Here is a 14,335-nt window from a genome sequence, read left to right on the forward strand (position 1 = left end):
CCGCTGAAGGTTTAGCGGCGCATCACCTTTTCCGAAGGCGTGAGCGCTTCGATGTAAGCCGGACGGCTGAAGATGCGTTCCGCGTACTTCATCAGCGGCGCGGCGTTCTTCGACAGTTCGATGCCGTAGTGATCCAGACGCCACAGCAGCGGCGCGATCGCGACGTCGAGCATCGAGAACTCTTCGCCCAGCATGTACTTGTTCTTGAGGAAGATCGGCGCGAGTTGCGTGAGACGATCGCGGATCGCCAGACGTGCCTTCTCGTGATTCTTCTCGGCAGCCTTGCCCTTCTCGTTTTCGAGCGTGCTCACGTGCACGAACAGTTCCTTCTCGAAGTTGAGCAGGAACAGGCGGGCGCGCGCGCGCTGGACCGGATCGGCCGGCATCAGCTGCGGGTGCGGGAAGCGCTCGTCGATGTACTCGTTGATGATGTTCGATTCGTACAGAATCAGGTCGCGCTCGACCAGAATCGGCACCTGACCATACGGATTCATCACAGCGATGTCTTCCGGTTTATTGAACAGGTCGACGTCGCGGATTTCGAAGTCCATGCCCTTTTCGAACAACACCAGCCGGCAGCGCTGGGAGAACGGGCAGGTAGTGCCGGAGTACAGAACCATCATGATTTACATTTCCTCAATAAACCCAAAAGGCCAGCGGGCGCAAACACCGCCCGACGGTCGAGAGACCGTCAGGCGGTGTGTCGTCATACCGGCCCCACGTCGGTCAGGACGTGCCTATTTGATATCTTTCCAGTACGCGGCGTTCAATCGCCACGCGAAAAAGCTCAGGATGCCGAGGAACAGGAGCACCCAGACCCCAAGCTGCTTACGGGTGCGCTGCTCCGGTTCCGACATCCAGCCGAGGTACGCAACCAGGTCGGCCACGGCAGAATCATAATCTACCGGCGAAAGCTTCCCCGGCGTGACCTGTTGGTACCCCACAAACCGGCGGACCTTTTCCCCCGTTTCTTCATCCACCGTGTCTTCGAACTTCGCCGTGCGCACGCCCTGCAACTGCCAGAGTACGTGCGGCATGCTCACGTTCTCGAACACCATGTTGTTCCAGCCGGTCGGGCGCGTGTCGTCGCGGTAGAAGCTGCGCAGATACGTGTACAGCCAGTCACGCCCTTTGGCGCGCGCCTCCACGGAGAGGTCCGGCGGCGGCACGCCGAACCACGACTTGGCGTCGTCCGGGCGCATCGCGATGGACATCGTGTTGCCGACCTTGTCCGTCGTGAACAAGAGATTATCTTCGATCTGCTTCTGCGGAATGCCAAGATCCTGCAACCGGCTGTAGCGCATCAGATTCGCACTGTGGCAGTTCAGGCAATAGTTTACAAACAATTGCGCACCGTGTTGCAGCGAAGCAAGATTTTCGCCGTTATCGGGAGCGCGGTCGAGAGGAATGTTTTCCTCGGCCATTGCCGATCCGACCCCTAACGAAAGCGCACACACCACCAGCAAGCCGGTGCGCACGCTCGCCCGTGCAAGCGTCGAAAAGAGAGATTTCATCATCATGCCTTCCTCGCTCGCGGGTTAATGGGGCTTGAAGTGCACACGTTCAGGCGGCTGCCTGAAGGTGCCAAGCCGCGTCCAGAACGGCATGCCGAGGAAGAACGCGAAGTAGACCAGCGCACAGATCTGTGCGATCAGTGTGGCCGCCGGCGATGGCGGACGCGTGCCGAGGAAGCCAAGCGTCAGGAACGCGAGCACGAAGATGCCGAGGAAAACCTTGTGGAACAGCGGCCGGTAGCGAATCGACTTCACCGGCGCGCGATCGAGCCACGGCAGGAAGAACAGCGAAACCACCGCCGTGCCCATCACCACCACGCCCCAGAACTTCGATTCTGTGAAGGCCATCGCCAGAATCACGAGCACCGCCAGCAACGGCAGGCCCGCGCGCCACTTGCCGCGCGCGCGCAGCAGCGCAAGCACACCCAGCAGGCCGATCACGATCATCAGCACGATCTTGAACGGGTCGGTGGTCGCACGCAGCATCGCGTAGAACGCCGTGAAGTACCAGACCGGTGCGATTTCCGGCGGCGTCTGCAGCGGGTTCGCCGGGATAAAGTTGTTGGCTTCCAGGAAGTAGCCGCCCATTTCCGGCGCGAAGAAGATAATCGCCGCGAAGATCATCAGGAAGATGCACACGCCCATGAAGTCGTGCACGGAGTAATAGGGGTGGAACGGGATGCCGTCGAGCGGGATGCCGTTCGCGTCCTTTTTCTCCTTGATCTCGATGCCGTCCGGGTTGTTCGAACCCACTTCATGCAGGGCGACGATATGCGCCACCACCAGCCCCACCAGCACGAGCGGAATCGCGATCACATGGAATGCGAAGAAGCGGTTGAGCGTGACGTCGGAAACCACGTAGTCGCCGCGAATCCACAGCGACAGGTCCGGGCCGATGAAGGGAATCGCCGAAAACAGATTCACGATCACCTGCGCGCCCCAGAACGACATCTGGCCCCACGGCAGCAGATAGCCGAAGAACGCCTCGGCCATCAGGCACAGGAAGATCGCGCAGCCGAAGATCCAGACCAGCTCGCGCGGCTTGCGGTACGAACCGTAAAGCAGTCCGCGAAACATGTGCAGATACACGACCACGAAGAACATCGACGCGCCCGTGGAGTGCATGTAGCGGATCAGCCAGCCCCACGGCACCTCGCGCATGATGTACTCGACCGAGGCGAACGCGAGCGTCGCATCGGGCTTGTAATTCATGGTGAGGAAGATGCCGGTGACGATCTGGTTCACCAGCACCAGCAAGGCCAGCGAGCCGAAGAAGTACCAGAAGTTGAAGTTCTTCGGCGCGTAGTACTCGGCGACGTGCGCCTTCCACGTCGCCGTCATCGGAAAGCGCTTGTCGATCCAGCCCACAAGGCCGGACGAACTGGACGTGTCCACCACTTCCTTTTCGGTTTCCGTAGCCATCACGCTTCTCCTTTTTCGTCCTTGCCGATCACGATCGTCGTCGCTGACGCGAACATGTAGCGCGGGATGTCGAGGTTTTGCGGCGCGGGCTTGTTCTTGAACACTCGGCCAGAAAGGTCGTAGGTGGAGCCGTGGCACGGGCACAGGAAGCCGCCTGGCCAGTCGTCGGGCAGATTGGGCTGCGGGCCTTCCTGGAAGCGCGCCGTCGGCGTGCAGCCCAGATGGGTGCAGACAGCGACGGCGACGAGAATGTTCTTGTGCTCGGTTCGCGAGCGGTATTCGTTCTGGCAGTACTCGGGCATCGGCATGGAGAACGGATGCTCGGAGTTCGGGTCCGCCAGCCCCGGATCGGCCTTCTTGACGTCGGCCATCATGCGATCAGTGCGGTTGAGGATCCACACGGGCTTGCCGCGCCAGGCGACGGTCATCATCGAGCCGGGTGCGAGCGCGCTGATATCCGCTTCGACAGGTGCGCCAGCGGCGCGGGCTTTTTCGGATGGTGCAAACGAGCCTACCAAAGGTACGACAGTGGCAACCCCTCCTATGCCACCTGCTACGGACGTCGCAATCAGCCAGGTACGGCGGCTGCCATCGACGCGGTCATTATCTTTGTCTCGCATCACATCGCCCCACTTCTGAGTTGGATTTTTCCGTCACGCCGTTTGCTTACCCGCAGTGCTGCCGAACGCTAGTGTGCGCGAATGGAGTTGCCATTTACAAGGGGCGGTTACCAGAAAGCGCGCGAAGTCCTTGATATCTCGGGGTTTTCCCCGAAGAAACGGGGCCATTTTCTTTTGCTTTTGTAAATGCCCGGCGAATACGGCATCGCGCTGCGGCGCATCCATTGCCGTACCACTCGATCAAGTCGCGAAGCAAATCGATGCGCGATGAATGCTTTCCCGCTACTTAAACGGGATTATCGATATCGATAAACAGATGCTCGATGTCGAAGGCTTCGGCGAGGTGGGCGCCGACCGCCTGCACGCCATAGCGCTCGGTCGCGTGGTGACCCGCCGCCAGGAACGCCACGCCGCTTTCGGCGGCTGTGTGGGTGGTCTGCTCGGAGATCTCGCCGGTGAGGTAGACGTCCGCGCCCGCGTCGATGGCGTCGTCGAAAAAACCCTGAGCCGCGCCCGTGCACCAGGCCACACGGCGGATCTGCCAGTCCGGGTCGCCCAGCACGAGCGGCGTGCGGCCGAGCGTCTGTTCGACTTCGGCGGTAAAGTGCGCGAGCGTGATCGGCATGGGCAGCGTGGCCATCCAGCCGAGATCCTGCTCGCCAAAGCGCTGTTCGCCGATCCAGCCGAAGCGCGCGCCCAGTTGCGCGTTATTGCCGAGTTCGGGATGGCTGTCGAGCGGCAGATGGTAGGCAAAGAGATTGAGGTCGTTGGCCAGCAGCGTCTTCAGTCGACGATACTTGCGACCTGTAATTTGCGGCGCCTCGTTCTTCCAGAAATAACCGTGGTGGACCAGCACGGCGTCCGCGCCCCACTCCAGCGCGGCTTCCAGAAAAGCCAGCGAAGCGGTCACGCCGGTCGCGATCTTCTCCACGCGCCGCCGGCCTTCCACCTGCAGGCCATTGGGGCAGTAGTCCTTGAACCGCGAGGTTTCCAGAAGATTGTTCAGATACAATTCCAGTTCGATCCGATCCATATAATCCTCTAATCTTCAGATGCTTAGACGCTTTTGGCTGTTCTTCGCCCAGGCGGTGACGGTCCTGCTGGCGTTGATGTTCATCATCACGACGCTCAAGCCGCAATGGCTTCAGCACCAGGGGCAACTCGGCAAGCAGCTCGCCGAACCGATCGTCGCGCTGCGCGAGGTGGCGCCGGGCATCGGCGGCGGATCCGCCACGGGCTCCTACGCGGACGCCGCCCAGAAAGCGATGCCCGCGGTCGTCAACGTGTTTTCCAGCAAGGATGGGTCGCTGCCGCCCGATCCGCGCCAGAACGACCCGCTATTTCGCTACTTCTTCGGCGATAAGAACAACAACCGCAAGCAGCAGCAACAGCCTGCGGCGAACCTGGGCTCGGGCGTCATTGTCAGTCCGGACGGTTACATTCTAACGAACCAGCACGTGATCGACGGGGCGGATCAGATCGAAATCGCGCTGTCCGACGGCCGCACCACCAACGCCAAGGTGATCGGCATCGATCCGGAAACGGACCTCGCGGTGCTCAAAATCAATCTGCCGAACCTGCCCACCATCACGCTCGGGCGCATGGACCAAGCGCGCGTGGGCGACGTCGTGCTCGCCATCGGCAATCCGTTCGGCGTGGGCCAGACGGTGACGATGGGCATCATCAGCGCGCTTGGGCGCAATCACCTCGGCATCAATACGTTCGAGAACTTCATCCAGACCGATGCGCCGATCAACCCCGGCAATTCGGGCGGCGCACTGGTGGACGTGAGCGGCAATCTGCTGGGCATCAATACGGCGATCTACTCGCGCTCGGGTGGCTCGCTCGGCATCGGCTTCGCGATTCCGGTGTCGACGGCGCGCAGCGTGCTGGAAAGCATCATCACGACGGGCTCGGTCACGCGCGGCTGGATCGGCGTCGAACCGCAGGATCTCACGCCCGAGATCGCGGAATCGTTCGGCATCAACCAGAAGTCGGGCGCGATTGTCGCGGGCGTGCTGCAAGGCGGCCCGGCGGACAAGGCCGGCATCAAGCCGGGCGACATCCTGCTGTCGGTAAACGGTGAGGAAATCACCGACACCACGCGCCTGCTGAACGTGATCGCGCAGATCAAGCCGGGCAGCGACGCCAAGGTCCACCTCGTGCGCAAGAACAAGGACATGGATCTGGACGTGACCATCGGCAAGCGCCCGCCGCCGCCCAAACAGCCTGCCAACGAAGACGGCGAAGGCGACGACGACGGCGGTTGAAGCTGCAACGCTCCGCGCGAGCGCATCAAGGCAAAAGGCCGCGAACGTCACCGTTCGCGGCCTTTTTCTCTTATGCAGTCTGCGCAGGAGCGGGTTAGCTGGTCGCCTTGCTCTCGTCCGGCGCTTTTTCGCCGGTGCCGATGAAGATACGCGCGGCGATAATCCCGGCCTCGTACAGAACAATCAGCGGCAGCGCCAGAATCAGCTGCGAGAACACGTCCGGGGGCGTCACGACGGCCGCAATGATAAACGCACCGACGATCACATACGGCCGCACTTCCTTGAGCTTCTTGACCGTCACGAGCCCCATGCGCACCAGAATCACGACGACGATCGGCACCTCGAAGGTCACGCCGAACGCGATGAACATCGTCAGCACGAAGCTCAGGTAATTGTCGATATCGGTGGTCATCTCCGCGCCCAGCGGCGCGTTGTAGTGCGCCATCACGCGAAAGATGGTGGGGAACACCACGAAATACGCGAACGCCATGCCGCACAGGAACAGCGTGTAGCTGCTCGCCACCAGCGGCGCGACCAGCTTCTTCTCGTGCTGATAGAGCCCCGGCGCGACGAACGCCCAGATCTGGTAGAGGACGACAGGCAGCGCAATCACGAAGGCCACCAGCATCGTCACCTTCATCGGCACGAAGAACGAGCCGGTGACGTCGGTCACGATCATCTTGCCGTCTTTCGGCAGATTGTTCATGAGCGGACGCGCGAGCAGCTTGAAGATATCGGGCGCCCAGTAGACGAGACTGACGAACACCACGATCACGGCGATGCCCGCGCGCATGATGCGGTCGCGCAGCTCGACGAGGTGCGAGATGAAGGTCTCTTCAGTGCCCTCGTCCTGTTTTTGTTGGGGGTCGCTCACACCGGCCCTCGGGGGTTGGAGATGGACAAGTTTGAACTCGGATGGGACATCGGCGCGTCAGACGAGATTAGAAGAAGCGCACCGGACGGCGCAGGCTGGCCGGCGTGTGCTGCGCGACGCGCGCCGCGCCCGACTGCACACGCGTGCGCCGCAGCGTCGCGCGCTTGTACCAGACGGGCGCCGCGCTCTGCTTGACGCGCCAGTTCTTGCGTTTGGCGGCGGGACCGGCATTGCCGGAGCGCCAGGCGGCGGCGCTGGAACCATCGGCGATCGAGGTGCCGAGCGCCGCGCCTTCGAGCGTAGGGATGGATGTGCCACCGGAAAAATCCGCTGCGCCCGCGATGCTCGGCGAAACGCTCGTGCCCTGGCTCCAGGCGTCGTTCAGCTCGGTCTCATGCTTGCGCAGATTCTCGTGAACGTTTTTCTCGACGTTCTGCGCGGCCTGCTCGAACTCGCCCTTCATGCGGCGCAGCTCGTCCAGTTCAATCTCTCGCGTGACTTCCGCCTTGACGTCGTTGATATAGCGCTGTGCGCGGCCGAACAGGGCGCCCGCCGTGCGTGCGACGCGCGGCAGCCGCTCCGGTCCGAGAACGACCAGCGCGACGACGCCGATCAGCGCCATCTTGGTTAGACCCAGATCGAGCATGAATGGAGCTTTCCGTCAGCCTTGGGGCGAAACAAAGAGGTTAATTGCGCTTGAGCGCAAAGAAACGACGCCCGCGCCTAGCGGTAGTCGTTCGAACGCGGAGTCTTGTCCTTGGCGTCGACATCGACCGTGCCGTCGTTCTTGGGCAGCTCACGCTTTTGTGCATCGGCGCCCGGCTCTTCGCCGTCACGCATGCCTTCCTTGAAGCCCTTCACCGCACCGCCCAGATCGCTGCCGATATTGCGCAGTTTCTTCGTCCCGAAGACGAGCGCCACGATCAACAACACGATCAGCCAGTGCCAGATGCTCAACGAACCCATGATCAAAAATCTCCTTAACCCCGACGCCGCGCGTCATGCGCAGCGAAAAAACGTTAGCGCGAGTGCGCGATGCACGCCTGGAAATGTTGCCTGCAAGGTATTTCGGCTGCGTGGCATTCTGCCCTTTTTCAGCCGCCTTTTCAGAAACGTCCGTAGCTTTCGTGCAACGACCTGAGTATCAGTCGTACCCCTGAGCAAAAACCACTCAGCCCATGCGCTGCCACGGACGAGGCCCGGCCAGCAAATGCGCGTGCAGGTGGTAGACCTCCTGACCGCCGCCCGGACCCGTGTTCACCACGGTGCGAAAACCCGTCTCGCCGCCGGTGTACGACACGCCCAGATCCTTCGCGAGGCGCGCCACCAGCACGAACATTCTACCAAGCAGCGGAGCCTCGTTTTCACCGCAATCGGCGAGGGTCGGTATATGTTCGCGCGGTATCACCAGTACGTGGGTCTGCGCGGCGGGCCGGATATCGCGGAAAGCAACGAACTCGTCGTCTTCATAGACGCGCGTGCTCGGGATCTGGCCATCGGCGATCTTGCAAAAGAGACAGGTGCTGCGGTCGTGACTCATGAGGCTCCCGGGCAGCTGCTCACGCCGATACGCGGATCAGAACCACCCGCGCGGATCGGCCAGCGGCTTGTTGTCGTGCAGATACAGCCAGCCTTTGATGATACGGTAAAGCGTCCAGATTGCCACAGCCCAGAGAATGGGAATACCGATCACCACGACAAACAGCGCGATGCCGATCAGGTGTCCCGCGAGGCCATACCAGAAGGTGCGGATCTGCCAGGTGAAATGCTGCTCGTAGGGCGTGCCCGCCGCTTCGTCGCGCTTGAGGTAATTGATGATGATCGCCACGAGCACGGTGATGCCGCCCGTGAGCCAGTAGAACGCGTACAGCCCGTAGAGGACATGCGTGAGGGTGCGCAGGCTGCGCAGACGATCCGCGTCGAGCGGATCGCGCAAGGCGGGAGGCGGGTAACCGCCGGAGGTGGACATGCGTGGCGTCTCCTGTCGACAGAGGCCCGCCCGGCTGGGCGAGTTGCTACTCGAACTACAAAGCTTTCGACAAGCCTACCTGAAGACAGTTGCCCGGTCGCCTCCCGATGCCGGCTTATTCGCCGCTTTCCTCGCGCTCGCGGCTCTTGCGCAGCGCCTTCTCTTCGAGGCCCGACAGGCCTTCGCGGCGTTCGAGCTCAGCCAGCACATCGGCGGGGCTCAGATCGAAATGCGAGAGCGTGACGAGGCAATGGAACCACAGATCGGCCATTTCGCCGACCAGCGCCTTCGGCGCGCCGCCCTGGCGCACATCCTTGGCGGCCAGCACGACTTCGGTGGCTTCTTCGCCGACCTTCTTGAGCACCGCGTCGTCGCCCTTGTGGAACAGGCGTGCCACGTAGGAGGAGTCCGGATCGCCGCCCTTGCGGCTGTCGATCACGGCTGCAAGGCGCAGCAGCGTATCGGTCGTACTGAGGTTCGAGTTCGGTTGCGTCATTTGTAGATGTGTTCGGGGTCTTTCAGCACGGGATCGACGGCGACCCAGCGGCCTTCGTCGACGGTGCCTTCGAATTGCTGGAAAAAGCACGAGTGGCGGCCGGTATGGCAGGCGATGCCCGACACCTGCTCGATCTTGAGCAGCACGACGTCTTCATCGCAGTCGAGGCGAATCTCGCTCACGTGCTGCACGTGGCCCGATTCCTCGCCCTTGAACCACAGGCGCTGGCGCGAACGCGAGAAGTACACCGCACGGCGCGTCTCGACGGTCTTGGCGAGCGCCTCGCGGTTCATCCACGCGAACATCAGCACGTCGCCGCTCGCGGCTTCCTGGGCGATCACCGGCACGAGGCCGTTGGCGTCCCAGTTGACCTTGTCGAGCCAGGCGGCTTTTTCACTGGAAATGGAGGTCATCGCTTACATCCTCACCGAAATGCCCTGATCGGCCATGAAGCGCTTGGCCTCGCCGACAGTGTGCTGGCCGTAGTGGAAGATGCTCGCCGCGAGCACCGCATCGGCGTGACCCTCGACCACGCCGTCGGCCAGATCCTGCAGGCCGCCCACGCCGCCCGAGGCGATCACGGGCACCGGCACCGCGTCCGAGACGGCGCGCGTGAGCTCGAGGTCGAAGCCGCTCTTGGTGCCGTCGCGATCCATGCTGGTCAGCAGGATTTCACCTGCACCGAATTCCGCCATCTTGCGCGCCCATTCGACGGCGTCGATGCCGGTGGCCTTGCGTCCGCCGTGCGTGAACACTTCCCAGCGCGCCGGTTCGCCCGGTGCGGAAGTGCGTTTGGCGTCTATCGCCACCACGATGCACTGCGAGCCGTATTTGTCGGCCGAATCGCGCACAAGCTGCGGATTCGCCACCGCCGACGAGTTCATGCCGATCTTGTCCGCACCCGCGTTGAGCAGGCGGCGCACGTCGGTGACGGCGCGCACGCCGCCGCCGACCGTCAGCGGAATGAAGACCTGCGACGCCACCGCCTCGATGATCGGCAGGATCAGATCGCGCCCGTCGGAAGTCGCGGTGATGTCGAGGAAAGTGAGTTCGTCCGCGCCCTGCTCGTCATAGCGGCGCGCGATTTCGACGGGGTCGCCCGCGTCGCGCAGCTCGACGAAATTGACGCCCTTGACGACCCGTCCGGCGGTCACGTCGAGACAGGGGATGATGCGTTTGGGTAGAGCCATGATCTTGCCGATGTTGCCAGTCGGTTGGGATGTCTTTCGTGCGCGGCGCGCTCGCGGCGTATGAGCAGTGCTTGCGCAGTGCTTGCATTGTCGCGCTTTGCCGCTTATCGCGAAATTGGCGAATGTGGCGTGCATGAAACCCGCACGCGCCAGCCGCACAAAACAAAAGGCCTCCGTTGCCGGAGGCCGTGTTTGCGACGCTTAAGCGTCGTCGGATTCGCGCAGGCTGTCCGCGCGCGTTTGCGCCGCCGCGAAATCGAGGTCGCCCGAGTAGATCGCACGACCGCAGATCACGCCTTCGATGCCCTCGTCTTCGACTTCGCACAGCGCGTCGATATCGGCGAGATTCGACAGGCCGCCGCTCGCGATCACCGGAATCTTCACCGCACGCGCGAGGCGCACGGTCGCTTCGATGTTGATGCCTTGCAGCATGCCGTCGCGGCCGATGTCGGTGTAGATGATCGACTCGGCGCCGTAGTCCTCGAACTTGCGCGCGAGATCCACGACTTCGTGGCCAGTGAGCTTGCTCCAGCCGTCCGTGGCAACCTTGCCGTCCTTGGCGTCGAGGCCGACGATGATATGCCCCCCGAACGCCGTGCACGCCTCCTGAAGGAAGCCGGGGTTCTTCACGGCAGCGGTGCCGATGATCACGTACGAGAGACCGTCGTCGAGGTAACGCTCGATTGTGTCGAGGTCACGGATGCCGCCGCCCAGCTGGACGGGGATCTTGTCGCCGACTTCGCGAATGATTTCGCGGATCGCGTCTTCGTTCTTCGGCTTGCCCGCGAAGGCGCCATTCAGGTCGACGAGGTGCAGACGGCGCGCGCCGCGCTCGACCCAATGTCGGGCCATGGCCGCCGGTTCCTCGGAGAAAATAGTCGCCTGGTCCATATCGCCTTGTTTCAGGCGTACGCAGTGACCGTCTTTGAGATCGATCGCCGGAATCAGCAGCATAGCTATCGGGTGTTTATCTGGAATGGGGTTGAAATCAGCAGGCTTCGGCGGAAAAAAGGCCCGTTCCGACGCCGTTTCGCTAGTTTAGTACAACTCTTTCAGCGGCTTTGCTGATGAAAATCGGCTTGGGCGCACTTTGCAAGTGCGCCGTCCGTCAGCGCCGCCGGTGAATTACGGGTTCCAGTGCACGAAGTTGCGGTACACGCGCAGGCCCGCTGCGGCGCTCTTTTCCGGGTGGAATTGGGTGGCGAAGATGTTATCCCGCGCCACAGCCGAGGTAAAGGCAGCGCCGTACGGCGTTTCGCCCACGGTGTGCGCCGCGTCGGCGGGCACCACGTAGTAGCTGTGCACGAAATAGAAAAAGCTCTCGTCGGGCACGCCCTCCCAGAGCGCATGCGCGCGCGACTGGCGCACGCGGTTCCAGCCCATCTGCGGCACCTTGAAGCGCGAGCCGTCGTCCTGCAGCTGGCCTTCCAGATCGAAACGCACGACCTTGCCCGGCAACAGGCCGAGGCCCTTCGTGCCGCCTTCCGCGCTCCAGTCGAACAGCATCTGCTCGCCCACGCACACGCCCATCAGCGGCTTGTTGCGCGACGCTTCGATCACGGCATCCTGCAGGCCCGACTCCGCCAGGCTGCGCATGCAGTCGGGCATTGCGCCCTGCCCCGGCAGCACCACGCGGTCAGCCGCGCGAATCGCTTCCGGGTGCTCGACGATCTGCACGTCGGCTTCGGGAGCCGCCTGTCTGAGCGCCTGGGCCACCGAACGCAGGTTGCCCATCCCATAATCCACAATCGCAATTGAAGTTTTCATCTCGATTCAGGACCGTCCGTCCTGGCTATCTGACAGGCTCGACGCCGCGATCTTGCGCAAATCTCATGCACACGCGTCGAACCCCATGAATGTACGCGTTCCCGGCGCGGCATGCTCATCGAGCGCAGCGCGAGCGGTCCGCGCCCAGTTGCACCGTCAAGTTGCGCCGTCCAGTTGTGCCGCTCAGTTGTGCCGATTAACCGACCAGGCTGCCCTTCGTCGACGGGATCTTGCCCGCCTGACGCTCATCGAATTCCGCGGCCTGGCGCAGCGCGCGGCCGAAAGCCTTGAACACGGTTTCCAGCTGATGGTGGGCGTTCAGGCCACGCAGATTGTCGATGTGCAGCGTCACGCCGGCGTGATTGACGAAGCCGCGGAAGAATTCGATCGACAGATCGACGTCGAAGGTGCCGATGCGCGCACGCGTGAACGGCACGTGGAATTCGAGACCCGGACGGCCCGAGAAGTCCACCACCACGCGCGAGAGCGCCTCGTCGAGCGGCACGTAGGCGTGGCCATAGCGGCGGATGCCCTTCTTGTCGCCGATCGCCTGGGCGACCGCCTGACCGAGCGCGATGCCCACGTCTTCCACCGTATGGTGGTCGTCGATATGCGTATCGCCATGCGCCTCGACTTCGAGATCGATCAGACCGTGTCGTGCGATCTGATCGAGCATATGGTCGAGAAACGGCACGCCGGTCTTGAGCTTTTGCTCACCCGTGCCGTCCAGATTGATTTTCACGCTGATTTGCGTTTCGCTGGTGTTGCGAACGACTTGCGCGACGCGCATGGCAATTTCCTTCAAACAGCCCGTAACAGGAGGGATTTTAGAGAGGGCTCGCTCAGCAAACGTGGGGACGGTTCACTTGAGGACAAGCTTCAGGGCGGCGAGCAGTTGCGCATTTTCGTCGGGGGTTCCGACGGTCAGACGCACGCAATTCGCCAGCAATGGATGCATTTTACTCACGTTTTTGACCAGCACCCGCGCTGTCAACAGCGTATCGAAAACGGCGGGCGCATCGGGAACGCGCACGAGCAGGAAATTGCCGGCGCTTTCGAACACCTCCGCGCCCGGCAGTTTCGCCACTTCGGCGGCCAGTTCGGCGCGTCCCGCGCGCAGCAGCGCGGCCTGCTCGTCGAGCACATCGAGGTGATCGAGCAGGAAGCCGGCGGCGGCCTGGGTGAGCACGTTGATGTTGTACGGAGGCCGAACCTTGTCGAACTCGTTGAGCCACGCCGGGCGGCCTGCGAGATAGCCCAGACGGATCCCCGCAAGGCCGAGCTTGGACAGCGTGCGCATCACCACCACGTTGTCGAACTCGCCCGCGCGCGCCATCCAGCTTTGCTGGGCGAACGGCTGGTAGGCCTCGTCGATCACCACGAGGCCGTTCGTATCGGCTGCGGCGGCGATCACGCGCTCGATGTCGGCGGCGGCGAACAACGTGCCGGTTGGGTTGTTCGGATACGCGAGCCAGATCACGGCCGGCTGGTGCTCGCCGATCGCGGCGAGCATGGCGTCGAGGTCGAGCGTGAAATCGGCATTCAGCGGCACGCCGACGAACTCCACCTGGGCGAATTTCGCCGACATCGCGTACATGACGAAGCCCGGCACCGGCGCGAGCACCTTGGCGCCCGGCTTCGCGCACGCCATCGTGACCATGCTGATGATCTCGTCCGAGCCGTTGCCGAGCAGCACGTCGCAATCGGCGGGCACGCTCATGGCGGTCTTGAGCTTCGCCATCAGCGCTTCGGGGCGCGGTGCGGGATAGCGGTTGAGCGCGACGCCCGCGAGATGCTCGCCCAGCTTCGCGGCCAGATCGGCGGGCAGCGGGTACGGGTTCTCCATCGCGTCGAGCTTCACGAAGCCGGTGGAGTCGGGCACCGGATAGCTCGTCATGGCGAGAACGTCGGCGCGGATGATGTCTTGAGGTGTCGTCATGTCTGCAAGGCTCGCGCGCGAAAGCGGCGAGCCGGATCGGGCGGCTCAGATGCTGCGAGGGCCGTCCTGGTTGTTTTTGGTCTCAGGCGTGCGGTGTTGCGCGTGCTTGATTCGATGTCGCAGGCATCGAATGCCGCCCACGGGCGCTGTCACGCCCGCTGCGGCGGCCACTCGAAGGTCTCCTGCCGGCGTTCTTCGATGTCTGCAAATATCTCGAAATTCGCGCATGGCGTACATATCGGCCGATCGAGCGGCACGAAGCGCACGACGCGCG

General features: G+C 62.8%; 19 protein-coding genes. 1 reads left to right on the plus strand and 18 read right to left on the minus strand.

Annotation, left to right across the window (positions count from 1 at the left end):
* Positions 1 to 11 precede the first annotated feature (11 nt).
* The 6 genes from F4827_RS25935 to F4827_RS25960 form a co-directional block, all read right to left on the minus strand.
* Entirely contained in the window at positions 12 to 623 is a 612-nt protein-coding gene (locus tag F4827_RS25935; protein WP_027797364.1) for a glutathione S-transferase N-terminal domain-containing protein, read from the minus strand.
* Positions 624 to 737: 114 nt separating this feature from the next.
* Positions 738 to 1,514, minus strand: coding sequence for a cytochrome c1 (locus F4827_RS25940; protein WP_183728990.1), 777 nt, complete (start codon positions 1,512 to 1,514; stop codon positions 738 to 740).
* 24 nt (positions 1,515 to 1,538) lie between these two features.
* On the minus strand, positions 1,539 to 2,936 hold the full coding sequence (locus F4827_RS25945) for a cytochrome bc complex cytochrome b subunit (protein WP_183728798.1): 1,398 nt from the start codon (positions 2,934 to 2,936) through the stop codon (positions 1,539 to 1,541).
* On the minus strand, positions 2,936 to 3,556 hold the full coding sequence (petA, locus tag F4827_RS25950) for a ubiquinol-cytochrome c reductase iron-sulfur subunit (RefSeq protein ID WP_183728800.1): 621 nt from the start codon (positions 3,554 to 3,556) through the stop codon (positions 2,936 to 2,938). Before petA ends, F4827_RS25945 begins: the two co-directional genes overlap by 1 nt.
* A 33-nt stretch (positions 3,557 to 3,589) precedes the next feature.
* The gene (locus F4827_RS25955) at positions 3,590 to 3,781 is read right to left on the minus strand and encodes a hypothetical protein (protein ID WP_183728803.1); all 192 of its coding nucleotides are present in this window, start codon (positions 3,779 to 3,781) and stop codon (positions 3,590 to 3,592) included.
* Between the two features lie 61 nt (positions 3,782 to 3,842).
* Entirely contained in the window at positions 3,843 to 4,589 is a 747-nt protein-coding gene (locus F4827_RS25960) for a Nif3-like dinuclear metal center hexameric protein (RefSeq protein ID WP_183728806.1), read from the minus strand.
* Positions 4,590 to 4,608: 19 nt separating this feature from the next.
* Here F4827_RS25960 and F4827_RS25965 point away from each other — a divergent pair, with 19 nt between their 5' ends.
* Positions 4,609 to 5,826 carry a Do family serine endopeptidase gene (locus F4827_RS25965; RefSeq protein WP_183728809.1) on the plus strand — a complete coding sequence of 406 codons (1,218 nt, stop codon included), beginning with the start codon at positions 4,609 to 4,611 and terminating at the stop codon, positions 5,824 to 5,826.
* 94 nt (positions 5,827 to 5,920) lie between these two features.
* Here the strand turns inward: F4827_RS25965 and tatC are convergent, their stop codons facing one another.
* The 12 genes from tatC to hisC all read right to left on the minus strand — a co-directional run bounded on the left by tatC (position 5,921) and on the right by hisC (position 14,061).
* Complete coding sequence (gene tatC, locus F4827_RS25970; protein WP_183728812.1) at positions 5,921 to 6,700, minus strand: twin-arginine translocase subunit TatC; 780 nt, start codon at positions 6,698 to 6,700, stop codon at positions 5,921 to 5,923.
* Positions 6,701 to 6,767: 67 nt separating this feature from the next.
* Positions 6,768 to 7,346, minus strand: coding sequence for a Sec-independent protein translocase protein TatB (gene tatB, locus F4827_RS25975; RefSeq protein WP_183728815.1), 579 nt, complete (start codon positions 7,344 to 7,346; stop codon positions 6,768 to 6,770).
* Between the two features lie 77 nt (positions 7,347 to 7,423).
* The gene (gene tatA, locus F4827_RS25980; RefSeq protein WP_167065860.1) at positions 7,424 to 7,666 is read right to left on the minus strand and encodes a Sec-independent protein translocase subunit TatA; all 243 of its coding nucleotides are present in this window, start codon (positions 7,664 to 7,666) and stop codon (positions 7,424 to 7,426) included.
* Positions 7,667 to 7,871: 205 nt separating this feature from the next.
* The gene (locus F4827_RS25985; protein WP_183728818.1) at positions 7,872 to 8,240 is read right to left on the minus strand and encodes a histidine triad nucleotide-binding protein; all 369 of its coding nucleotides are present in this window, start codon (positions 8,238 to 8,240) and stop codon (positions 7,872 to 7,874) included.
* 36 nt (positions 8,241 to 8,276) lie between these two features.
* Positions 8,277 to 8,669 (minus strand): hypothetical protein, encoded by a 393-nt coding sequence (locus F4827_RS25990; protein ID WP_183728821.1) that lies wholly within the window; start codon positions 8,667 to 8,669, stop codon positions 8,277 to 8,279.
* Positions 8,670 to 8,784: 115 nt separating this feature from the next.
* Complete coding sequence (locus tag F4827_RS25995) at positions 8,785 to 9,165, minus strand: phosphoribosyl-ATP diphosphatase (protein WP_183728824.1); 381 nt, start codon at positions 9,163 to 9,165, stop codon at positions 8,785 to 8,787.
* The gene (hisI, locus tag F4827_RS26000) at positions 9,162 to 9,578 is read right to left on the minus strand and encodes a phosphoribosyl-AMP cyclohydrolase (protein ID WP_183728826.1); all 417 of its coding nucleotides are present in this window, start codon (positions 9,576 to 9,578) and stop codon (positions 9,162 to 9,164) included. The genes F4827_RS25995 and hisI overlap by 4 nt, the downstream gene beginning before the upstream one ends.
* A gap of 3 nt (positions 9,579 to 9,581) precedes the next feature.
* Complete coding sequence (gene hisF, locus F4827_RS26005) at positions 9,582 to 10,355, minus strand: imidazole glycerol phosphate synthase subunit HisF (protein WP_183728828.1); 774 nt, start codon at positions 10,353 to 10,355, stop codon at positions 9,582 to 9,584.
* A 201-nt stretch (positions 10,356 to 10,556) separates the two neighbouring features.
* On the minus strand, positions 10,557 to 11,309 hold the full coding sequence (hisA, locus tag F4827_RS26010) for a 1-(5-phosphoribosyl)-5-[(5-phosphoribosylamino)methylideneamino]imidazole-4-carboxamide isomerase (protein ID WP_183728831.1): 753 nt from the start codon (positions 11,307 to 11,309) through the stop codon (positions 10,557 to 10,559).
* A 171-nt stretch (positions 11,310 to 11,480) separates the two neighbouring features.
* Positions 11,481 to 12,122: an imidazole glycerol phosphate synthase subunit HisH gene (gene hisH, locus F4827_RS26015; protein ID WP_183728833.1), complete on the minus strand. Its 642-nt coding sequence runs from the start codon at positions 12,120 to 12,122 to the stop codon at positions 11,481 to 11,483.
* A gap of 196 nt (positions 12,123 to 12,318) precedes the next feature.
* Positions 12,319 to 12,912, minus strand: a complete 594-nt coding sequence (gene hisB, locus F4827_RS26020) for an imidazoleglycerol-phosphate dehydratase HisB (RefSeq protein ID WP_183728836.1) — start codon at positions 12,910 to 12,912, stop codon at positions 12,319 to 12,321.
* Between the two features lie 72 nt (positions 12,913 to 12,984).
* Complete coding sequence (gene hisC / locus F4827_RS26025; protein WP_183728839.1) at positions 12,985 to 14,061, minus strand: histidinol-phosphate transaminase; 1,077 nt, start codon at positions 14,059 to 14,061, stop codon at positions 12,985 to 12,987.
* Positions 14,062 to 14,335 lie beyond the last annotated feature (274 nt).

The sequence above is a fragment of the Paraburkholderia bannensis genome (assembly GCF_014200455.1).
Lineage (GTDB): Bacteria > Pseudomonadota > Gammaproteobacteria > Burkholderiales > Burkholderiaceae > Paraburkholderia > Paraburkholderia bannensis_A.